Genomic DNA, 21,578 nt, shown 5'->3' with positions numbered 1-21,578 from the left:
AATATATAAATTTTTCAAACCATTCTAAATTTAACTCATCAAATGTTAAGGTATCATTTCCGTTTTTGCAAAAATTCTTTAAATGTGACAATGTGTTATTATACGCTGTTACTGTTAATGGGCTGTATATCAACTTTTTATATTTAATGAAAAGGTCAAAAGCATAAAAGACTTACGGTTTTTTTATGTCTTGATTGCAAACTTATAATTTTGGAAAGTACTTTTAGGTATTTCCCATTTGTAGGTTTTTTTGGATTTTACAAATTCAAAATGACTCGGGATTTTTTTATTAGTAAGACTCTTTGAGTTTTATTAAAAAAACAACGCCGAATTCGAAGGTTGAAATTGCGGGTATAGGAATTGAAGTGGTAGATATTACACATGAAACAACAATAAAAAAACCTGTAGGAATTCGCTTTATCTACAGGTTATTCGAGGTTTTTTCATAAGATTTCAGTAGAATTACATGAAGTTTAATAAGAGTATCTTCTATATCTGTTCCATTGCAGTCTTTTAGTATTTGTTAAGTTTACAAATCCCACATTTTTTTTGTTTTCTGTTGTTAAATCTAATGTTGTCATAATATAAGTTTTTAAATTGTTAGTATATATAAATGACGCTTTAATTAATTAATTGTTACAGTACCTTGCATAACACGATACCGCTTTAACATTTTTTTAACATACTACAACGAGGTGTTATGTTCTAACATAATAACCCCCCAGACTTACAAGGGTGTGAAATTGCTATGAAATGAGCTTTAACTATATTAAAATTTGAAATAAAATCTTTAAAAGCGAATTACTTAAGTCGAAAATATAAAATAACAAAAACGCTTAAAAAATGAGCTTTCGCGCATAAGTTTGTTTTGCTAAAATCACTTTTAGCGAATTCAAGCTACATCAATTAAAAATAAAATGAGCGTAGCTTAAAAAGATGAGAGGATATGGACCCTCCCAAATCAGCTATACATATATGGAATAAATCATTCGCTTTTTCACAGTTGCGTAACATCTATTAATGCTCTTCTTTTTTTTGGTTGTGGCATTTTTTTGTTTCCTTATAAATGTCATATTTTCAAGTATTCTTATTTTTTCAATTTTTTGTCGTAATTCCTAATCTTACTTTAAAATATTCTATTGTTGCCGACTTTTAAATATCTTTGCGTTTATAAAATTGACTGATTGGTAAATCCCTGAACATATTGAGTTATTTTGGGGGAGTTCAGTATCGCTATTAAAAAATATTAAATGAAAGGTGTTGTTACAAAATCTACAGGAAGTTGGTATCATGTTTATGCCGAAAATGGCGACATGGTTGATTGTAGGTTAAAAGGAAAGTTTAGAATAAAAGGGATAAAAAGCACCAATCCGGTGGCTGTTGGCGACCACGTAAATTTTGAATACGAAGAAGGAAAAGAGACCGGGGTTATTAATCAAATTTTCCAAAGAAATAATTATATCATTCGTAAATCTGTCAATCTTTCCAAACAAGTTCATATCATCGCCTCTAATATTGATACTGCTTTTATATTGGTAACTATCGATAGTCCGCCAACATCGCCAGGATTTATAGATCGGTTTTTGGCAACTGCGGAGGCTTACAGTATTCCTGCTGTAATTATTTTCAATAAAATCGACATGTATACGCCTCAAGAGTTGAAAATTAAAGAAGAATTGGAGGATATTTACACTTCAATTGGCTATAAATGTATTGATGTATCTGCCACAAAAAATATCAATATTGATAAGGTTAAGGAATTGATGAAAGGAAAAACCACTATGTTTTCTGGACATTCCGGGGTTGGAAAATCGACTTTGGTGAATGCTATTGAGCCTGCATTAAATTTAAAAACCGCAGAGGTTTCTAAACAACACAAACAAGGGCAACACACCACAACTTTCGCTGAAATGTTTGAATTGAGTTTCGGCGGATTTATTATTGATACGCCCGGAATAAAAGGGTTTGGAGTGGTGGACTTTGATCCTCAGCAAATTGCCGATTATTTTCCTGAATTTTTTAAACTGAAATCGAAATGTAAATTTCACAATTGTTTGCATATTAATGAACCCAATTGTGCAGTAAAGGATGCAGTTGAAAATGATGAAATTGCATTTTCACGCTATAACAGTTATGTGCAAATGGTTGAGGGTGATGAAGAAAATTACAGAACAGCTATTTATACTTAATTGTTGGAAAAGCCCCCTAACCCCCAAGGGGGGATTAATTAAAAAATCGACAATATTTTGATTTTTATGGTCAGCTTAAAAACCAATAAACGAATACTCAAATACACAAATAAACAGTTACACAATTTATGCGCGCAGTAATACAACGAGTTTCAAAAGCTTCAGTCACAATAAATGAAAATAAAGTTAGCGAAATTAAAATCGGTTTACTCATTTTATTAGGCATTGAAGAGCGCGATACCATCAAGGATATTGAATGGCTTTCTAAAAAAATTGTTAACCTTCGAATTTTTAATGATGAAAATGACGTCATGAACAAATCGTTGATTGACGAAAATGGAGACGCCATTGTAGTAAGCCAGTTTACTTTGCACGCCAGCACCAAAAAAGGAAATCGCCCTTCTTATATTTATGCCGCAAAACCCGAAACTGCGATTCCGTTATACGAACAATTTATTGCGCAATTAGAACTTCAGCTGCATAAAAAAGTGGGAACAGGACAGTTTGGTGCAGATATGCAAGTGGAACTTATAAATGACGGTCCGGTAACGATTATCATAGATTCAAAACAAAAAGAGTAAGCAAATTGGAAACTACTTCCGAGGTTCATCATTCCTGTTAAAAAATATATAAAAACACATTCATTAAGAAGTCTAACTATTTTTTTAGTATCATTGCAGTTATTAATAATCATTATAAATAATAAGCTGAATGAAAAAAATAAGATTAATAGTATTTATAATTGCAGCCTTCACTTTTATGAGTCAGGTATTATATTCTCAGGAAAATTTTAATGTGGATGTTGAAAATTCTAATTTAAATTGGAAAGGATATAAACCAACAGGCAATCATAATGGTACAATTACATTGGCTTCTGGAGATATTGTTTTAAAAGACAATAAAATAACAGGTGGTAATTTTGTAACTGATATGAGCACCATTAAAGACGCTGACGGAAGTGCAAAATTGGAAGGTCATTTAAAATCTGAAGACTTTTTTGAAATAGCAGTTTTCCCAATATCAAAATTTGAGATTACTGAAATCGCAAATAAAGGAGAAAATATTCAAGTTACAGGAAATATGACGATTAAAGGCATCACCAAACAAATTACATTTCCTGCAGCTCTTTTAGTCAATGAAGATGTTATTACCTTAACGAGCGACACTTTTCAAATTAACAGAGCCGATTTTAATGTGAAATTCAAATCTAAATCCTTTTTTAACGATCTAAAAGACAAGTTTGTGAACGATGAATTTGACTTTCAAGTGACTATTATCGCCAAGAAACACGAAATATAAACTATTCTAAAAGTCCAAATTGAAAAATTTGGACTTTTTTTATACCAGCATAAAACCAATGCTGTCTTTGGTTGATGACATGACAAATGTGCTTTGCACGTTGCCAACAGAATCTAAAACACTCAATTTATTTTTCAGAAAAGCCTGATAACTGTTCATGTCTTTCACAATTATTTTTAATAAATAATCATAATTTCCAGCGACATGAAAGCATTCCATGACTTCATCTATTTTGTTTATGGCATTTTCAAAGCGGGTAATCATATCTTTTGAATGCACTAATAATGTTACTTGGCAAAAGACTTCAATGGTATAGCCTACTTTTTCTTTGTCCAAAATAGCGATATAATTTTTAATGACACCAGCCTTTTCAAGTCTTTTTATACGTTCATAAGTGGGCGTTTGGGTCAAGCCAATTTTCAAGGCGATTTCTTTAATGTTCGCTTTTGAATTATGCTGAAGCAGGTTCAATATTTTTTTATCGGTTAAATCTATGGAAATCATAATCAGTAAATTTTTCTAAAAATAATTAAAAATAATTACATTAAAAGTAAAATATTCTAATAATGTAACTATTTTAAGTAAAATACACTGAAATTACATATTATTGTAGCGTATTAAGTTACAATAGGTTAATTTTATATGATAAATTTAGTTAATTATGAGCAACAAACCGGCAAATAAAATCCAGGATTTACAATATTTTGGTGAATTTGGAGGCGTAAATCCTTCCATTTCAGATTCAGCAACCTATACTTTTTTACACGCAAAAACAATGCTTGATACCTTTGAGGGTCATGCAGAAGGCTGTTATTTGTATTCACGTCATTCAAGTCCAAGCAATTTATATTTAAGTGAGGCTTTGGCAGCTATGGAATTTACGGAAACTGCAAATGTAGCCGCGTCAGGAATGGGCGCAATTACTTCTGTATTTTTACAAATGTGTGGCGCAGGAGATCATATAATTTCTGCAAGAACAATTTATGGAGGAACCTATGCCTTTCTGAAAAATTTTACCCCGAAATTCAATATTTCTACGTCATTTGTTGACATTACTTCCTTAGAAAAAGTAGAAGCGGCAATAACGCCAAATACAAAAATGATTTACTGTGAGGCTGAGAGCAACCCGCTTTTAGAAATTGCAAACTTGCCGGAATTGTCCAGAATTGCAAAAAAGCACAATATAAAATTGGTGGTCGACAATACATTTACACCATTAATATTTTCAGCTCAAAAATTAGGAGCAGATGTAACCATTCATAGTTTAACAAAATTTATAAATGGAACAAATGATACCGTTGGAGGTGTTGTTTGCGGATCACAAGAATTTATTGACAGTTTGCGAAATGTAAATGATGGCGCGGCGATGTTATTGGGTCCGGTGATGGACAGTTTAAGAGCTGCCAGTATATTGAAAAATTTAAGGACACTACATATCCGTATTAAAAAACACAGTGAAAACGCATTGTATTTGGCTGAGAATTTTGAAAAAGACGGATTAAAAATAGTCTATCCGGGTTTAAAAAGTCATAAGGACCATGAGCTGTATAAATCTATGTACAATAAAGAATATGGTTTTGGAGGTATCATGACGATTGATGTTGGTACTCTTGAAAAAGCAAATGAGTTAATGGAACTCATGCAAAATGAAAATTTGGGATATTTGGCTGTAAGTTTAGGATTTTATAAAACTTTATTCAGTGCGCCGGGAACAAGTACTTCATCTGAAATTCCAATAGAAGAGCAAGCAGAAATGGGTCTTTCTAATGGAATCATAAGAATGTCTGTTGGTTTGGACAATGATATTGAGAGAACATACAGTGCCATGAGAAAATGCATGAAACAAGTTGGTGTTTTGTAATGCAAAAGTAAATATTGAAGTTGGTTGATTTTATTGTTACGATTTCATAAATTGATAAAACCTCATTCATTTTTTTGAATGGGGTTTTTCATTTGCAAAAGGTTTCAAATTTACGTATCATTACATTTCTAAAAGCATTAAATGAAAGACACTGACAACAACTTATCTGAAATAGAGATTCAAAATCAAAAAATTATTGATAATAAAGAATTAAATCTTTATGAAGCATTAATCCCTGTCGTTATTCTCATGATGATGCTCGCCTACAACATATTTTTTGCCGACGGCGAATTGTTGGGAGCGTACTCTAACCAGTTTATTTTATTGATGGGTGGAGGGATTGCTTCAATAGTTGGCTTTTTTAACAAAGTTGCCTTAAAAATAATGATTAACGAAATTTGGGAAAATTTAAAAAGTGTTTTTGTGCCTGTCATGATTTTATTTTTGGTGGGCGCTTTGGCCGGAACATGGCTCGTAAGTGGTATTATACCTGCAATGGTATATTACGGACTTCAAGTGTTAAGTCCAGCTATTTTTTTGCCGGCATCTGTTATTATTGCTGCTCTTATTTCAATAGCAACAGGAAGTTCCTGGACAACTTCAGCAACTGTAGGGATTGCACTGGTTGGTATTGGAACTGCATTGGGAATTTCAACAGGGATGATTGCTGGCGCGGTTATATCTGGCGCTTATTTTGGAGATAAAATGTCGCCGTTAAGCGATACCACAAATCTTGCCCCGGCAATGGCCGGAACAGATTTATTTACACACATTAGGTATATGACCTTCACAACCGTACCCTCAATAATTGTAACGTTGGTTGTTTTCAGCATTATAAGTTTAAATATTGACACAACAGGAACTGCAGATATTAGCGGATTGTTATATACCATAAAAAACACATTTAATATAACACCCTATTTATTTATTGTTCCAGGGGTTGTAATTGCACTTATTTTATTTAAAACAAAACCTTTAATTGCGTTAGGAATAGGCGTTTTTTTAGCCGCAGTTTTTGCATTTATTTTTCAATCAGAAGTATTGAGCAACTTATCAACTTCAAATTTTAGAGCAATTGTAAATGCTATTTTTGTGGATACTGAAATTGTGACTGACAATATAAAATTAAATGAACTGTTTAGCTCAGGCGGAATGAAAGGGATGCTATGGACAATTTTTCTTATTTGTTGTGCCATGGTTTTTGGCGGAACAATGGATGCCATTGGGGCCTTGGCGAAAATCACCAAAGAATTATTAAAATTAGCGTCTTCCATTTTCGGATTGTTTGCCAGTACTGTTGTAAGTTGTATTGGATTAAATACTATCGCATCTGACCAATATTTAGCCATTGTAATTCCCGGTAAAATGTTTAAAAAGGCCTTTGAAGACAGAGGATTGGCTCCAGAGAATTTAAGCAGAACCTTAGAAGATTCAGGAACAGTAACCTCTGCATTAATTCCTTGGAATACTTGTGGTGCTTATCAAAGCGGCGTGCTTGGCGTTCCGGTTGCAGAGTATGCTATTTATGCAGTTTTTAACTGGCTAAGCCCAATAATGACCTTAATTTTTGCTGCATTCAAAATAAAAATAAGACAGTTGGCTACAAAAAAAGAAACTAAATAAACCAATTCCAAACCAAACCAAAGCGAACGGTTAAATCTCTGTATGGATATGTTGGTGCTGAATAGTAGTTTCTGCCTGCAAAACCGGCGCCGAAGTTTTCAACTTTTAGATAAATGCGTGTTCTGCGTATTTGTGCATTGGCGAAGAAATCGAGCGTAGGGAAATTTCCGATTTCAACAGTATTTTGTAAAACAAACTCACTTAAAAGCGGATTATAAGCATTGGCGTTATACGCCGTAAAATACTTCAAAGTTACTCCGGTTTGTAAGTACAGTGGCTTTCCTTTAAATAAATAATTTGAATAATATAAAGTATTTCTTGTTACAATTTCAGGAACTTTAAAAAATGATTCCCCATTTGAAACATCTTGGTACATGGCTGTATTATCCAAAGTAAATTTTCTGAAAGTGATTGAATTGCTCACTTTTACTTTTAAATAATTCAAAGTTCCCGTGGCCTGTACTGGTAATGAATTTTCGTTAAAATAAGTATAATTGTCAATAATGTTATAACTGGCATTAATGCTCGCCCATTTTTTAAAGCTAAATTCTACACCAACATTCTTAATTTGTTCATTCTTGAAATTGTTTCGCCAGTTGTATTGTTTATAATCACTTTGAAATAAAAGCTTGTTAAAATCTGCTGTTTTTGAAGTGATTTCAGCAAATCCTTTAAAACTGTAAACGCTATCTTTTTTGAACATCACAAAAGCTTTAATGGAATTTCCGGTTAAATCGCCGGAAAGTATTGAGCTTGCATCAGCATTCAAATATAATTTTCCGAATTTAGTGTTCCAATCTGCGCCAACTGCAATGGCATTTCCTTTTAATCTGTCCGGAATAGTTAGTGCGTCAAAATATAAAATACTGCTGTAGTGATAATTATAGCTAAAGTAGTTTGTTTTTGCTCTTAAAGTCCCGAGAAGAGGCGCATTAAATTGCATATACACTTCATTATTCATTTTCTGATAAGAGGTGTGGTCAACAATATTTTTCTCATAAGCTTCGCCAAAAAACGGATTGACGCCCCCCTGTTTAAAACGGTAATGTTGGGTTTCATAGATAAAAGTATGTCCGATTTTTAAGCTATAATCTGATTTTTTGTTAACAAGCACAAAGTCACTTGAATCAACTTTAAGTGTAGAAGCCACTATTAACAAAGAGTCAATTTTTTTTATTTTAATTGCCCTAATTGAATCAAGTTTAATGATGGTATCTTTTTTCTTTAAAGATGTTTCTTTAGTTAAAGAATCAATTTTTAAAATCGGATTTTCTTTAACTAAATCAGTTTTAAGGACGACATCCTTTTCCTTTTGAGGGAGTTTTTTTGTTCCATTTGGTTTTTTGGGAGCGGAACTGATTTGGGGCTTCTTTGGATTGGAAATAGGATCTTTCTTTAGAATTTCAATTTTCTTCAGGATGGAATTATAGGCTTTTAACTTATTTGATGTTGCTGTATTGTGTTCTTCAAGTTTATTAATTTTGGAAAATAAAGTCAGGTTCTGGTCCAAAAAATAACGTTTTCCCTCAAACATATTTTCAGCATCGACAAAATTGACTTCTAATCGAGATCTGTCTGTATAATTGGGATCATCATTTTCAAAATAGGCAATGGAAGTATCTGTTAATCCGCCATTTTCATTGTTCAATAAATCGAACGACATATAATGTCCCCTCAATAAATAGATGTTATTTTTTGAGTGATAATTAAAAGAAGTCCTGAAATTTCCGTGGCTGGCTAAAGAATTTCTATATTTCCCCAAGGACCGCAACCCTTTATAAGCAATGAAAATATTAAATTGCCTCGAAGTATTCATGGTTAAATATCCGTCCAGAACTTGGCCTTGTTCCATTCCTGTTCTGTACATAAATTCGGAAGTGGGAGTAGGAACATCATAATAATAAACATCTTCAATTTTATAATAATTGTAGTGTTTTGCGCTCGCTCCAATAGTTGGAAAAAGCGAGTTGTTTTCAAATTTATAGCCTAATTTGTTGAAAGTCTGTCCCTGATTGTGAAAAGGCAACAATTCAAAATTATCTTTTCTGATGTAGTTGAACTTATAATCTTTCGCTATTGTCAGGGTAGTGTCAACAACGGTTGTGTCATTATTTATAGAAATTATTTTATAATCGGTATAAGTGGTTTTTCCGTCCAGTTTAATTTGCACTTCGTTTTTAAACGTGGTACTGTCCGATTTAAATACGCCGCCACCTTCTCGCTCCCTCATGATTTGAGCATCAACAGTCAATATATAAAGTCCAAAAAATAATACTGCCAATAATTTTTTCATAAAATAGGTAAAGCAACAAAGGTAAATTATTTGATTGAAATGAACCTTACTAAATTAAGGGCGTCCATCTAAATATTTACGTGGTTTATTCCATCTCACCAAAATATTAATAAAATGAATCAGATGAAATTAATAAAAGTAAATTTATGGAAGTTTGCTGCAGTAATTAATACTAATTTTGTTAATTGCATTTAGGATATGGCACTTAAAATTTGTTTTCTGGAAAATACGTTTGAAGCTGGAGCTGACGAGGCGGGCAGAGGTTGCTTGGCCGGACCTGTAGTTGCCGCCGCGGTTTTGTTGCCGACCGATTTTTATCATCCCTTGTTAAATGATTCAAAGCAATTGACGGAAAAACAGCGGGATATTTTGCGTCCGTTTATTGAAAAGAACGCCTTGACTTTTGGAGTTTCTTATGTTTTTGAAGCTAAAATAGATGAAATCAATATTTTGCAGGCTTCTATTTTGGCGATGCATTTGGCCATTGAAAAGTTATCCATGGAACCCGAACATATTATTGTGGACGGAAATAAATTTAAACCCTATAAAAATATTCCACACACCACCATTGTAAAAGGCGATGCCAAATTTATGAGTATTGCGGCGGCTTCGGTTTTGGCAAAAACATACCGGGACGATTTTATGCAACAGCTTGATCTTGAATTTCCGAGTTATCAATGGAAAAAAAATAAAGGCTATCCAACGCTCTTTCACAGAAACGCCATCCGGGAATTTGGGATCACCAATTATCACCGGAAATCTTTTAGGTTGTTGCCCGAACAATTGAAATTGGCACTGTAATATTTTAAAATCGTAATCCGATTTGCGTTAGCGATTGAAGTGGTATACTTTTTTGAAGTGAAACGCAGAAAAAGATATAACGGAAAGCGCGACCTGAAAGGGAACGCCCAAAATATTATTTTTACAGTGGATGTTTTTGAAATTACTCAAAAATTCACCACTAAATTGATACATTTGCCTTCGTTAAAAACGAACAGATGATTAAAAGAACTAGAGCTGCAATTTCAAAATTTATTATTCATAAAGTTGGAAATAAGTTTAACAGCGCCACCAATATTTTTTCGGAGAGCGCCATCACTTTTGATGAGGAAAGTTATGAATTGATGAAACCTTTTTTGTTAAAACCTTTTGGAAATGTGACGGAAAGTTTTCGTTTTAACCACCATGCAAATATTGAGTTGAATGAAATTAACAATTATTCGGCTCAGATTTTTAAGGACGAAGCTTCGTTTATTGAAACATCAAGGCATATTGTGAATCATCTTTTTGAGCAATCGAATTCCGCACAAATAAAAACGGGTGATGTAATCATCGCGCTTTTTGAAGATGTGGAATATAAGGAGGTAATCACTCAGGCTTTAGGCGTTTTTAAAATTGAAAACAAACTGGATTTCTTTCAAACGCATATGGAAAACAACAGTTTGGATGTGTATGTGCAAAAGGGAATCAGCACCAAAAAATTGGATAAAGGTTGTTTAATTATCAATACTTCGGACGCAGAAGGGAAAGTGGTACTAAGTGTTGATACCAATAATTATGATTCTCAATATTGGATTAAAAACTTTTTGAATGTGAAATATGCTGACGATAATAACCAGCATACCAAAAATTACATGGAAATGTGTAAAGAATTTTCTGAGGAAATTATTAAAGAAGATTTAGGGATTCAAGAAAAAAATACCTTTTTGGCTCGATCGATCGATTTTTTAAAGACAAATGAGTCGGTGAATATCAACGATTTTAAGGAAGAATTGTTTGAAGATGATGAAGAACAAAAATCGAAGTTTGATGCGTATAAAAAGCAATTTGAAACGTTGAATGACGTGTTGGTCAGAAATCAATTTTCAGTTTCTGAAGTGGTGTTGAAAAAACAAAAGCAAAAAATTAAAACTGAAATTAAATTTGATACCAACATTGTTATAAAACTTGATATTGATGCACCTGAAGCCTCAAGTGAATATTTGGAAAAAGGCTACGACGAAGAGAAAAAAATGAAGTTTTATAAGGTTTATTTTAATGAGGAAAGTTAAAAGTAAATATTAGAAGTTAAATATTAAATATTAAAAGTCTAAGGTTTAATAGTCAAAAGTTTAAAAATAGCATATACCAACAATTACAAATCGTAAATCAAAAATCATTTAACTTCTAATATTGTATATCTAATATTGTATATTAATTATTCAAATTCTGCTTCAAACAATTGAGAAAAATGCTTTAAAATCTTTTCTTTCACTTCTTCTAAAGGAACTTTCATATTCAATTCTGCCTCCAAAGAAGTGACCGATTTCCCTTTAATTCCGCAGGGAATAATATTGTCGAAGTAACCCAAATTGGTATTTACGTTTAGCGCAAAACCGTGCATGGTTACCCAACGGCTGGTTCGCACGCCCAATGCACAAATTTTTCGGGCAAAAGGGGTTCCCACGCCAAGCCAAACTCCGGTTTCGCCTTCACTTCGACCAGCTTTTAGGCCATATTCATCGAGTGTTAATATAATAACCTCTTCCAGAAATCGCAGGTATTTATGAATATCGGTTAAAAAGTTGTCCAAATCCAAAATAGGATAGCCAATAATTTGACCTGGTCCATGATACGTGATGTCTCCACCACGATTTATTTTATAAAAAGTGGCGCCTTTTTCGGTAAGCTGTTTTTCATTTAACAGTAAATTATTCATGTCGCCGCTTTTGCCTAAAGTGTATACATGCGGATGCTCCACAAACAAAAAATAATTTGGCGTTTTATAATTGGTGCTGTTTTTTCGGTTTTCAATTTTCAGGTCAATGGTTTCTTGAAAAAGTACTTCCTGATAATCCCAGGTTTCTTTGTAATCTTTTAAGCCTAAGTCAATTAGTTTTATTTTTTTCATCTATTGGGATTGTTATTAATAATTAAAGCTGCAATAACTCCCGGTATCCAACCCAAACATGTTAAAATAAAAACGATTATAAATGAGCCGCAACCTTTGTCAATAACTGCCAAAGGAGGAAAAATAATGCACAAAATAACCCTGAAAATGCCCATTTAGGTTGGTTTTTAATAATTAAAATGCCTTAATTCTACTAAGTAAACTAAGATATTATGTGTTGACAAAATTTATTTTTAAATGCCCATTATGGGCTTTCAAAGGTCTAAAAAATAAATGTAGTTTACAACGTTTATAATAGGAGCTAAATTACAATTAAAATGTATTTTTGTTAAAATTCAAGGATATGTCTATTGAAGTAAAAAATATAACCAAATTATACGGGACGCAAAAAGCATTGAACAATGTAAGCTTTTCTATAGAAAAAGGAGAGATTGTTGGTTTTTTAGGTCCGAATGGTGCCGGAAAATCGACCATGATGAAAATAATCACCGGTTATATAAATGCTTCTGAAGGTGAAGTTTTTGTCAATAAGTTTGATGTTTCTACGCATAAAATTGAAGCTCAAAAACACCTGGGTTATTTGCCTGAAAACAATCCGCTTTACTTGGACATGTATGTGAAAGAATATTTGCAGTTCAATGCATCTGTCCATAAAATTTCGAAGGATGAAATTGAAAAAGTAATCGTTAAAGTTGGATTGACATCTGAAGCTCATAAAAAAATAAACCAGCTATCAAAAGGTTATCGTCAGCGTGTTGGCTTGGCGGCAGCCTTATTGCACAATCCGGAAGTGCTGATTTTAGATGAGCCAACTACAGGTTTAGACCCAAATCAGTTGGCCGAAATAAGAAGCTTAATTAAAGAAGTTGGAAAAGACAAAACCGTGCTTTTTTCAACACATATTTTACAGGAAGTGGAAGCGGTTTGCGATCGGGTTATTTTAATTCACAACGGACAAATTATTGCTGATAAAAAATTAAAAGAATTAACGGAAGATAAAGAACAGGTGATAGAGGTTGAATTCGATTTTAAAATTGAAAAACAGTTTTTAGAGAACATTCCGCATTTAAAATCGGTAAATAATGTGCACGATACTATTTGGGAATTGACTTTTGACACTTCAAAAGATATGCGTCCGGCCGTTTTTGATTTTGCCCATGACAACGGATTAAAAACCTTGAATTTAACCACAAAAATTAAAAATTTAGAAAAGTTGTTCAGGGAGCTTACTTCTTGAGACCAACTACCAGCAATAAGTTTATGGTTTACAGTTTTCAGTAAAATTTAAAAGCCAAAACCATTAACCAACAACTAACAACCAGCACAGCAATAATTAATTGAGTTTAAAATGGATTTCTTCATTTTTCAGCACTTTTAAAAAATCATTGTCTACCTTAACTTTAACCGATCTGCTGTGTAAATTCAACTTTGTGTTTTCTGCCAAATCATAAACCACAAAATCTAAAGGAACGGTTCCTTCATTTTCTTTCAGAATTTTATGAACCTCTTTAATCCTTTTCTCATTAAAATTATTAATATCCAGGCTAATGGTTAATTTTTTAGTTTGTTTTTCGAGAACATCCTGTAAAATTTGAATGTCGTTAAAATTAACTCTTGGTTCTGAAAGTTTACCATCTTTATTCCGCCATCCGGCTGTAACAGAAACCCTTATTTGACGGAACGCATCTTCAAACAGAAAAGGTTTAAACTTCAAATAATCTTCCTTAAAAATTCTGAATTCGTGGCTGTCGCTGTAGTCGACCACCACAAATGAACCCCACTCATTTCCGTTTTGTGAAGTCTTATGTTGTACATCTGTTAAAATTCCTGAAAAAGTCATAGTGGAACCTACATATTTGTTAAGATCTTCTTTAAAAACACTTACGGTAGAGTTGCAGAAATAGTCGATTTCATTTCTAAATTCATCAAGCGGATGACCGGAAATATAAATGCCGACCATTTCTTTTTCTCTTGATAATTTATACATCATTCCCCATTTTTGGGCCTGTGGAATTTCAGGTTCTGGAAATTGAATTTCAGAAGCTTCTCCAAAAAGAGAAACCTGAGCAGAGTTTTTATTTTCCTGGAATTTACTTCCATAACGAATGGCACGTTCAATAAATGAAACGCCTTTTTCGTCTAATTGGTAATATTGGGCGCGATGCACATTTTTGAAGGAATCAAATCCGCCGGCCATGGCGAGTCCGTCAAAAGCTTTTTTGGTAGCTGCACGTAAATCGATGCGTTTGGTTAAATCGAAAATGGAGGTGTAATTTTGGTTTTTTTTGCGTTCTTCAACAATGGCAGCAACTGCTGATGCGCCAACTCCTTTAATAGCGCCCATTCCAAATCGAATTGCCCCTTCTTTGTTTACCGCAAATTTGTAAAAGGATTCATTAATATCAGGCCCCAATACGTTTATCCCTGCTCTTTTGCATTCCTCCATAAAAAAGCTCACCTGCTTAATGTCGTTCATGTTGTTGGACAAAACAGATGCCATAAATTCCGCAGGATAATTTGCTTTTAGGTAAGCGGTTTGGTAAGCAATATAGGCGTAACAAGTGGAGTGCGATTTGTTAAATGCGTATTCTGCAAAGGCTTCCCAATCTTTCCATATTTTTTCCAACACTATTTCGGGGTGGAAGTTCGCCTTGCCGCCTTCGATAAATTTTGGCTTTAGTTTTACAAGTAACTCAAGAATCTTTTTCCCCATGGCTTTCCGCAACATATCGGCTTCACCTCTTGTAAAACCTGCAATTTTTTGGGAAAGCAACATCACCTGTTCCTGATAAACGGTAACGCCATAAGTTTCTTTTAGAATTTCCTCCATGACCGGTAAATCATAAGCGATGGCTTCTTCCCCGTGTTTCCGCATTATAAACAAAGGAATATATTCCATTGGTCCCGGACGGTAAAGTGCATTCATGGCAATTAAATCGGCAAACTGGGTAGGTTTCAATGCTTTCAAATGCTTTTGCATTCCGAAAGATTCATATTGGAATATTCCTACAGTTTCTCCCCTTTGAAAAAGCTCATAGGTTTTGGGATCATCTAAAGGAAAATCGTCAGGCACTAATTCTATACCGTGTTTTCCTTTTATGATTTTGAGGGTATCTTTAATGAGGGATAAAGTTTTTAATCCTAAAAAGTCCATTTTCAGCAAACCTGCACTTTCCACAACATTGTTGTCGAATTGCGTCACATACATGTCGGTATCTTTTGCAGTGGCAACCGGAATTAAATTGGTAATATTTTCGGGCGTAATGATTACACCGCAAGCGTGGGTTCCTGTATTTCTGACAGAACCCTCCAAAGCGCGTGCCTGATTTATTGTTTGGGCAGCTAAGTCGTCGCCAGCTGCAATTCTTCTAAGTTCATTTACGTTTTCTAATTCTTCTGTTCTTAAACCTTTTATGATTGCTTTGCTTTTTTCGTCTTCCCCAAAAATATTTTTAAGTTTAACAAGTGGAATAAGTTTGGCAATTCTATCGGCATCAAATAAGGGTAAATCCAGTACACGCGCTGTATCTCTGATGGAAGATTTTGCGGCCATGGTGCCATAGGTAATAATTTGCGCAACCTGGCTGGCGCCGTATTTTTCAATTACAAAATCAATTACTTTTTGACGGCCTTCATCATCAAAATCGATGTCAATATCGGGAAGTGATACCCGGTCCGGATTTAAGAAACGCTCAAAAAGCAAATCATACTTAATGGGATCGATATTGGTTATCCATAAACAATAAGCGACTGCAGAACCTGCCGCAGAACCACGCCCCGGTCCAACCGAAACATCCATTTTACGGGCTTCTAAAATGAAATCCCAAACAATTAAAAAATATCCCGGATAGCCTGTATTTTCAATAACCGACAATTCAAAGTTTAATCGCTCTTCAATTTCTGGATCCAGTATTTCACCGTATCGTTTTTTGGAACCTTCAAAAGTGAGATGACGTAAATAGGCATTTTCTCCTTTAACGCCTCCATCTATTTCGTCTTGCGGATTTATAAATTCCTGGGGAATAGCAAATTTTGGCAGTAACACGTTACGTGCTAAAGTATAAATCTCAACTTTATCTGTGATTTCCTGTATATTGGTAATGGCATCGGGCAAATCGGCGAACAAACTTTTCATTTGTTCTTGACTTTTAAAATAGTACTCGTTGTTTTCTAAACCGTATCTGTAACCTCTTCCTTTTCCTATTGGAGTGGAGGATTTTTCGCCATCTTTTACGCACAATAAAATGTCATGCGCCGTTGACTCCTCCTTATTTGTATAATAAGTATTGTTAGTGGCAACTAATTTTACTTGATGTTTTTTTGAAAATTCAATAAGAACTTCATTTACATGATTTTCATTTTCCTGATTGTGGCGCATCACTTCCAAATAAAAATCGTCTCCAAATTGTTCCTTCCACCAAAGCAATGCTTCTTCAGCTTGTTTTTCGCCAACATTTAAAATTTTACTTGGTATTTCTCCAAATAAATTTCCCGAAAGCACAATTAAATCTTCTTTATATTGTTCAATAATATTTTTGTCAATTCGCGGAATGTAATAAAATCCCTGGGTGTTGGAAAGCGATGACATTTTGGCAAGGTTATGATAGCCGTTTTTGTTTTTTGCCAAAATAACAATATGGTAGCCATTGTCTTTTTGCGTTTTGTCTGTATGATTTTCGCACACATAAAATTCACAGCCTAAAATTGGCTTAATGGGAAGTTTGGCTTCTTGGCCTTCTTTTAAATTTTCATTAAAATTTTCAACGGATTTGTTATAATCATTGGCTTCTTTTATAAAGTAAAAAGCGCCCATCATATTCCCTGTATCCGTTAAGGCGACTGCAGGCATTTTTTCTTTTATTGCCTTCTTAATCAGGTTGCTTACGCTTGTTGTTGATTGTAAAATAGAAAATTGCGAATGACAATGCAAATGCGCAAAATTTGCATTTTCAAGGACTTTCGAACTGTCTATAAAGGGTTTTATGTCTTCAGACTTTTCTTCTGCTTTTTTCCGTAGTTTTTTGCTTTCTTTTTTTAAATCGATATGTTTTAAACCGATAACATCTATTGAAGCAGGGTTCTTGGCTTCAAACGTCTCAAAATAATCCGAAGCGACTTTCAGTTCTTCTATTGTGAAAACCTGTTTCCTTATTAATTCTAAAAAACAACGTGTGGTGGCTTCAACATCGGCGGTTGCATTATGCGCTTCGCCAAAAGAAACCCCAAATAAATATTGGTGCAATTCAGTTAAAGTCGGGTATTTAAATTTTCCGCCCCGTCCGCCTTTTAGCTCGCATAAGTTTGCCGTAGTTTCGGTGCAGGTGTCCAATACCGGCAAAACATTTAAATTTGTCGCCAGTTTTTTTCTATGAAATTCACAACCCATAATATTTAGGTCGAATTTTACATTTTGGCCAACCACAAATGTAGCTTTAGCAAGCACCTCATTAAAAAGCAGTAAAACAGTTTCTATATTCTCACCTTTTTCTTCCGCCAATTGGGTTGAAATTCCGTGAATTTGCTCAACATCATACGGGATATTATAGCCTTCCGGTTTAATCAGAAAGTCTTTTTGTTCTATTAATTCGCCATACTTATCATGAAGTTGCCATGCAATTTGAACACATCTTGGCCAATTGTCAATGTCGGTAAAAGGGGCATTCCAATTTTTCGGTAAACCGGTGGTTTCTGTGTCAAAAATTAAAAACATGTGGCTGAATTTTTTACTTATAAATGAGTTTTTAAAAGTAATAATTTAATAAATTTTACACTTCCTAACTTACGTTTTTTTATTAACAATTCCCGATTTTTCTTAAATGTTTAATGGAAATACAAAAAGACAAATGACTTCATATAGAAATTTATAAAATAGTACAGTAATCGTAAATGCATCCTTAGATTTGAATTTATTTAAAACCAAATGTCAATCCGTTTATTTGTTTTTTTTAGTCTAAATTTGGTGGTTTAGGGTCTTTTGTTAGTGGCATTTTTAGGATTTACAGGGTTGCTTTAAAATATGCTGAAATTGAGTGTGTTATTTGGAATAATCTTATTATATTTGCCACCCTAATTAATAACCAAGGTTTCGTACCTTAAAATTTAAAAATATGCCAGTAAAAATTAGATTACAAAGACACGGTAAAAAAGGAAAACCATTCTATTGGATTGTAGCTGCAGATGTGCGCTCAAAAAGAGATGGTAAGTATTTAGAAAAAATTGGGACTTATAATCCTAATACAAATCCAGCAACTATCGATTTAGATGTTAACGGAGCTGTAAAATGGTTGCAAAACGGAGCACAACCAACAGACACTGCAAAAGCGATTTTATCTTATAAAGGCGCTATGTTAAAAAATCATTTAACAGGCGGTATTAAAAAAGGAGCTTTAACTGAAGAACAAGTAGAAGCGAAATTTCAAGTTTGGTTGGATGAAAAAGCAGGAAAAATTAATGCTAAAAAAGACAGCTTGGCAAAAGCACAAACTGACGCCATTGCTAAAGCTTTTGAAGCTGAAGTAAAAGTAAATGAAGATCGTAAGGCTGCGTCTCAAGAAGCTGAAAATGCTGCAATTAAAGCTGAAGCCGACAAAAAAGATGCTGAAAAAGCTGCTAAAGAAGTAGTTGAAGAAGTAGCTCCAGAATCTATTGATGATGCACAAAATGCAGCATCAGAAGAAGGAAAAACCGAGTAATTAATTTTTAGCGATAATGCGTAAAGAAGATTGTTTTTATTTAGGCAAAATCGTTAGAAAACACAGTTTTAAAGGGGAGGTTGTTGTTAAGTTAGACACAGACGAACCTGAACTATATCAAGATTTGGAATCAGTATTTGTTGCTTTAGGCAATGACCTGGTTCCATTTTTTATTGTTGACAGTATATTGCAAAAAGGAAATCAACTGCGGGTTAGGTTTGAAGATGTGGAGAGCGAAGGTGATGCTGATGCAATTTTAGGATCAGAATTGTATTTGCCAATGGAGTTTTTACCAAAACTTACAGGAAATAAATTCTACTTTCACGAAATTATTGATTTCGATATGGAAGATGTCAATTATGGCTATGTTGGTGTTATCACCGGCATTAATGATTCAACGGCTCAACCATTGTTTGAAGTCAACTCAAATGGAACGGAAGTTTTTATTCCAATGATTGACCATTTCATTAAAAAAGTGGACAGAGAAAATAAAAAAATTATCGTTGAAACCCCAAAAGGTTTAATTGAAATGTATTTAGGGAATTAACAATTTAGAGAGGTGGCCGAGTGGTCGATGGCGCACGCTTGGAAAGCGTGTATACGGCAACGTATCGAGGGTTCGAATCCCTTCCTCTCTGCGAAAAATGCTTCATTTTTTTACAAAGTCCTATAAATTATATGTTTATAGGATTTTTTAATTCCATCAAATGCCAAATAAAACCATTAAAAACCAGAGGTGTTGCTGATATTTTAATAACAGTAACCGACAACCTAAATGGTTTTACAGATACTATCAGCAACGTTTTTCCAAACTCTGACCGACAAATTTGTGTAGTGCATCAAATTAGGAACTCCGCAAGATATGTGGTATGGAAAGATAAAAAGGAGTTTGCTAATGACATGAAATACATTTATACCGCTCCAAACAGAGAAGCTGCTAGTGCTGCCCTTGAAGATTTTAAATTTAAATGGAACGCTAAGTATTCCTATGCAGTTGATTCTTGGTATAAAAACTGGGATGAACTAACTATGTTTTTGGATTTTCCTGTTGAAATCAGAACGATAATTTATACCACAAACCTTATCGAAAATCTCAACGGAAAAATAAGAAAATACACCAAAAATAAGCTCTCTTTTCCAACAGATGAGGCCGTTAAAAAATCCGTGTATTTAGCCCTAAATGAAGTTACAAAAAAATGGGCTTTGCCTATAAGAAACTGGGGATTGATTTTAAATCAATTTATTACTATATTTGAAAAAAGGGTTCAACCGTAAAAAATTGAACCCCGAGAATTATGTTTACACACTTTTTATGATATATCATTTCCAAAATAATTGCCCTTATTAAAAATAATTAACCTTTTCATTTAGGTAATGAGATCTTTCATTTTCATTTCATAAATCTCAACGAAATTCCGTCCAGCAATTTATGCCAATTTACCACTAACTTGAAGCTTTCAATAAATGATTTATATCATTTGATAAATTGACTTAAATCATTGTACACTAGATTATTGATTCATAATATTATACATAAATATTAATCTTAAAATCAATGAGCATGAAAAATTTACAGCTAACATTAAAAAGAATAGGTGTTATCCTTTTGATAACCACAATAACTGGATGCACTGGCCAAGGAACGGGACAAACTTCAGAAGAGGTGTTAAAGGATAAAGAAAAACGAGAAGAAATTATGATGACGATAAGCAATAGTAGTGATATGATGAGTGAAATGATGAACTATATGATGAAAAATGACAGTACAGTTCAAATGATGAGAAGCAACGATGAAATGATGCGTAAAATGATGGACAATAACCCAATGATGATGAGTACTATGTTTGGGATGATGGAAAATGATTCAACAATGTGCACAATGATGGGGAATATGATGATGCGAAACAACCATATGATGAATATGATTCAAAATATGGGTAAAGCAGGAAGTATGATGAATGGGGAAATGATGAATGACGATGGTACTGCAACTATTTGCCCACAGCACAAAGGAATAATGAAAAACAAATAATAACCTGTGTAAATTTTAAAATATGTTTCATAATAATGACTGGGGAATGCATATGATGTGGATATTTTGGTTGCCAATATTTATTTTGGCTATTGTATTTATTTTGGCTTTGTTAAGAAACAATAAATTTTTTGACAAGCAAAATAAGAATATGGAAAGGGAATCGCCTTTGGATATTTTAAAAAGAAGGTATGCCAATGGGGAAATAAGCACTGAGGAATTTGAGGAAAGAAGAAATAAATTAAAATCTTTATAATCAGGAAAACCTATAATTAATAAATTATTCCGGCTGTAAAACGATTTGAAGTTGTTGTGGGATTACATGGCATTCATCTGATGTTACTATAATTGAAAAAAGGGTTCAACCGTAAAAAATTGAACCCCGAGAATTATGTTTACACACTTTTTAGGATAGTGTCGGATAGCAAGCCTGTCATTGGAAATCCTGAATTTGCTAATGCTGGAGGCATTGATGAGAAGGATTATATACCTAAAAATTTTAGTTTATTTAAAAATAAAGGTATTTTTATTTCGCCACTACCCAATGATAACATTGGATTGTTACAATCTTTAAAGCTTAAAAAGGATATTTTAGGAAACCCCATTAAAGGTAACCCTAGTTTAGGTGCCATAGAACCCAAAAATTAATAATTAAATTTATATTTGACTTATGAGTGTTTTTAGAATGAAATGGATTTT

General features: G+C 33.5%; 18 protein-coding genes, 1 tRNA gene and 2 pseudogenes. 15 read left to right on the top strand and 6 right to left on the bottom strand.

What is annotated here, in order from left to right; genetic code table 11:
• Window positions 1-151, bottom strand: a pseudogene (locus ABY285_RS09645) (phage integrase SAM-like domain-containing protein); the annotation flags it as partial.
• 1,099 nt (window positions 152-1,250) lie between these two features.
• On the opposite strand from ABY285_RS09645, the gene rsgA reads away from it, so the two are divergent.
• The 3 genes from rsgA (at window position 1,251) to ABY285_RS09630 (ending at window position 3,488) form a co-directional block, all read left to right on the top strand.
• Window positions 1,251-2,189 carry a ribosome small subunit-dependent GTPase A gene (gene rsgA / locus ABY285_RS09640; protein ID WP_372769477.1) on the top strand — a complete coding sequence of 313 codons (939 nt, stop codon included), beginning with the start codon at window positions 1,251-1,253 and terminating at the stop codon, window positions 2,187-2,189.
• A 128-nt stretch (window positions 2,190-2,317) separates the two neighbouring features.
• Window positions 2,318-2,770 (top strand): D-aminoacyl-tRNA deacylase, encoded by a 453-nt coding sequence (dtd, locus tag ABY285_RS09635; RefSeq protein WP_372769475.1) that lies wholly within the window; start codon window positions 2,318-2,320, stop codon window positions 2,768-2,770.
• A 130-nt stretch (window positions 2,771-2,900) separates the two neighbouring features.
• Window positions 2,901-3,488, top strand: a complete 588-nt coding sequence (locus tag ABY285_RS09630; RefSeq protein ID WP_372769473.1) for a YceI family protein — start codon at window positions 2,901-2,903, stop codon at window positions 3,486-3,488.
• Window positions 3,489-3,527: 39 nt separating this feature from the next.
• Here ABY285_RS09630 and ABY285_RS09625 read toward each other — a convergent pair whose 3' ends face one another.
• The gene (locus ABY285_RS09625; RefSeq protein ID WP_372769471.1) at window positions 3,528-3,992 is read right to left on the bottom strand and encodes an Lrp/AsnC family transcriptional regulator; all 465 of its coding nucleotides are present in this window, start codon (window positions 3,990-3,992) and stop codon (window positions 3,528-3,530) included.
• A gap of 157 nt (window positions 3,993-4,149) precedes the next feature.
• Here ABY285_RS09625 and ABY285_RS09620 point away from each other — a divergent pair, with 157 nt between their 5' ends.
• Both ABY285_RS09620 and nhaC read left to right on the top strand, forming a co-directional pair.
• A complete protein-coding gene (locus tag ABY285_RS09620) occupies window positions 4,150-5,349 on the top strand; it encodes an aminotransferase class I/II-fold pyridoxal phosphate-dependent enzyme (RefSeq protein ID WP_372769469.1) in 1,200 nt (399 codons plus the stop codon).
• A 141-nt stretch (window positions 5,350-5,490) separates the two neighbouring features.
• Entirely contained in the window at window positions 5,491-6,972 is a 1,482-nt protein-coding gene (nhaC, locus tag ABY285_RS09615) for a Na+/H+ antiporter NhaC (protein WP_372769467.1), read from the top strand.
• Here nhaC and ABY285_RS09610 read toward each other — a convergent pair.
• Entirely contained in the window at window positions 6,965-9,265 is a 2,301-nt protein-coding gene (locus tag ABY285_RS09610) for a putative porin (RefSeq protein ID WP_372769465.1), read from the bottom strand. The two genes, nhaC and ABY285_RS09610, sit on opposite strands and share 8 nt — an antisense overlap.
• A gap of 198 nt (window positions 9,266-9,463) precedes the next feature.
• On the opposite strand from ABY285_RS09610, the gene ABY285_RS09605 reads away from it, so the two are divergent.
• Both ABY285_RS09605 and ABY285_RS09600 read left to right on the top strand, forming a co-directional pair.
• Window positions 9,464-10,066, top strand: coding sequence for a ribonuclease HII (locus ABY285_RS09605; protein ID WP_372769463.1), 603 nt, complete (start codon window positions 9,464-9,466; stop codon window positions 10,064-10,066).
• 197 nt (window positions 10,067-10,263) lie between these two features.
• The gene (locus tag ABY285_RS09600; protein WP_372769461.1) at window positions 10,264-11,316 is read left to right on the top strand and encodes a nucleoid-associated protein; all 1,053 of its coding nucleotides are present in this window, start codon (window positions 10,264-10,266) and stop codon (window positions 11,314-11,316) included.
• A gap of 146 nt (window positions 11,317-11,462) precedes the next feature.
• Here ABY285_RS09600 and lipB read toward each other — a convergent pair whose 3' ends face one another.
• On the bottom strand, window positions 11,463-12,155 hold the full coding sequence (lipB, locus tag ABY285_RS09595; protein WP_372769459.1) for a lipoyl(octanoyl) transferase LipB: 693 nt from the start codon (window positions 12,153-12,155) through the stop codon (window positions 11,463-11,465).
• The gene (locus ABY285_RS09590; protein WP_372769457.1) at window positions 12,152-12,310 is read right to left on the bottom strand and encodes a YqaE/Pmp3 family membrane protein; all 159 of its coding nucleotides are present in this window, start codon (window positions 12,308-12,310) and stop codon (window positions 12,152-12,154) included. Before ABY285_RS09590 ends, lipB begins: the two co-directional genes overlap by 4 nt.
• Window positions 12,311-12,498: 188 nt before the next feature.
• On the opposite strand from ABY285_RS09590, the gene gldA reads away from it, so the two are divergent.
• A complete protein-coding gene (gene gldA, locus ABY285_RS09585) occupies window positions 12,499-13,392 on the top strand; it encodes a gliding motility-associated ABC transporter ATP-binding subunit GldA (RefSeq protein WP_372769455.1) in 894 nt (297 codons plus the stop codon).
• 96 nt (window positions 13,393-13,488) lie between these two features.
• Here the strand turns inward: gldA and dnaE are convergent, their stop codons facing one another.
• Window positions 13,489-17,865 (bottom strand): DNA polymerase III subunit alpha, encoded by a 4,377-nt coding sequence (gene dnaE / locus ABY285_RS09580; RefSeq protein WP_372769453.1) that lies wholly within the window; start codon window positions 17,863-17,865, stop codon window positions 13,489-13,491.
• Between the two features lie 397 nt (window positions 17,866-18,262).
• Here dnaE and ABY285_RS09575 point away from each other — a divergent pair, with 397 nt between their 5' ends.
• The 7 genes and pseudogenes from ABY285_RS09575 (at window position 18,263) to ABY285_RS09545 (ending at window position 21,527) form a co-directional block, all read left to right on the top strand.
• Window positions 18,263-18,847: a 30S ribosomal protein S16 gene (locus ABY285_RS09575; protein ID WP_372769451.1), complete on the top strand. Its 585-nt coding sequence runs from the start codon at window positions 18,263-18,265 to the stop codon at window positions 18,845-18,847.
• Window positions 18,848-18,863: 16 nt separating this feature from the next.
• Window positions 18,864-19,394 carry a ribosome maturation factor RimM gene (rimM, locus tag ABY285_RS09570; RefSeq protein ID WP_372769449.1) on the top strand — a complete coding sequence of 177 codons (531 nt, stop codon included), beginning with the start codon at window positions 18,864-18,866 and terminating at the stop codon, window positions 19,392-19,394.
• Between the two features lie 6 nt (window positions 19,395-19,400).
• A tRNA-Ser gene (locus ABY285_RS09565) sits at window positions 19,401-19,485 on the top strand.
• A gap of 85 nt (window positions 19,486-19,570) precedes the next feature.
• Window positions 19,571-20,122, top strand: a pseudogene (locus tag ABY285_RS09560) (transposase); the annotation flags it as partial.
• A 286-nt stretch (window positions 20,123-20,408) separates the two neighbouring features.
• On the top strand, window positions 20,409-20,879 hold the full coding sequence (locus ABY285_RS09555) for a hypothetical protein (RefSeq protein ID WP_372769447.1): 471 nt from the start codon (window positions 20,409-20,411) through the stop codon (window positions 20,877-20,879).
• Between the two features lie 22 nt (window positions 20,880-20,901).
• Window positions 20,902-21,135, top strand: a complete 234-nt coding sequence (locus tag ABY285_RS09550) for an SHOCT domain-containing protein (protein WP_372769445.1) — start codon at window positions 20,902-20,904, stop codon at window positions 21,133-21,135.
• 119 nt (window positions 21,136-21,254) lie between these two features.
• Window positions 21,255-21,527, top strand: a complete 273-nt coding sequence (locus ABY285_RS09545) for a hypothetical protein (protein WP_372769443.1) — start codon at window positions 21,255-21,257, stop codon at window positions 21,525-21,527.
• Window positions 21,528-21,578 lie beyond the last annotated feature (51 nt).

This window comes from Lutibacter sp. (assembly GCF_041555395.1).
In the GTDB taxonomy this organism is placed as follows: domain Bacteria; phylum Bacteroidota; class Bacteroidia; order Flavobacteriales; family Flavobacteriaceae; genus Lutibacter.
The sequence above is the reverse complement of the archived record's forward strand: the minus strand, read 5'-3'. Positions and strand labels throughout refer to the sequence as shown.

Bases quoted from the DNA above. Each gene is read 5' to 3' on its own strand.
- lipB (WP_372769459.1), bottom strand. From the start codon at position 12,155: ATGAAAAAAATAAAACTAATTGACTTAGGCTTAAAAGATTACAAAGAA.
- ABY285_RS09620 (WP_372769469.1), top strand. From the start codon at position 4,150: ATGAGCAACAAACCGGCAAATAAAATCCAGGATTTACAATATTTTGGT.
- ABY285_RS09555 (WP_372769447.1), top strand. From the start codon at position 20,409: ATGAAAAATTTACAGCTAACATTAAAAAGAATAGGTGTTATCCTTTTG.
- rimM (WP_372769449.1), top strand. From the start codon at position 18,864: ATGCGTAAAGAAGATTGTTTTTATTTAGGCAAAATCGTTAGAAAACAC.
- ABY285_RS09610 (WP_372769465.1), bottom strand. From the start codon at position 9,265: ATGAAAAAATTATTGGCAGTATTATTTTTTGGACTTTATATATTGACT.
- ABY285_RS09600 (WP_372769461.1), top strand. From the start codon at position 10,264: ATGATTAAAAGAACTAGAGCTGCAATTTCAAAATTTATTATTCATAAA.
- ABY285_RS09605 (WP_372769463.1), top strand. From the start codon at position 9,464: ATGGCACTTAAAATTTGTTTTCTGGAAAATACGTTTGAAGCTGGAGCT.
- ABY285_RS09550 (WP_372769445.1), top strand. From the start codon at position 20,902: ATGTTTCATAATAATGACTGGGGAATGCATATGATGTGGATATTTTGG.
- ABY285_RS09590 (WP_372769457.1), bottom strand. From the start codon at position 12,310: ATGGGCATTTTCAGGGTTATTTTGTGCATTATTTTTCCTCCTTTGGCA.
- rsgA (WP_372769477.1), top strand. From the start codon at position 1,251: ATGAAAGGTGTTGTTACAAAATCTACAGGAAGTTGGTATCATGTTTAT.
- nhaC (WP_372769467.1), top strand. From the start codon at position 5,491: ATGAAAGACACTGACAACAACTTATCTGAAATAGAGATTCAAAATCAA.
- ABY285_RS09575 (WP_372769451.1), top strand. From the start codon at position 18,263: ATGCCAGTAAAAATTAGATTACAAAGACACGGTAAAAAAGGAAAACCA.
- dtd (WP_372769475.1), top strand. From the start codon at position 2,318: ATGCGCGCAGTAATACAACGAGTTTCAAAAGCTTCAGTCACAATAAAT.
- dnaE (WP_372769453.1), bottom strand. From the start codon at position 17,865: ATGTTTTTAATTTTTGACACAGAAACCACCGGTTTACCGAAAAATTGG.
- gldA (WP_372769455.1), top strand. From the start codon at position 12,499: ATGTCTATTGAAGTAAAAAATATAACCAAATTATACGGGACGCAAAAA.
- ABY285_RS09630 (WP_372769473.1), top strand. From the start codon at position 2,901: ATGAAAAAAATAAGATTAATAGTATTTATAATTGCAGCCTTCACTTTT.
- ABY285_RS09625 (WP_372769471.1), bottom strand. From the start codon at position 3,992: ATGATTTCCATAGATTTAACCGATAAAAAAATATTGAACCTGCTTCAG.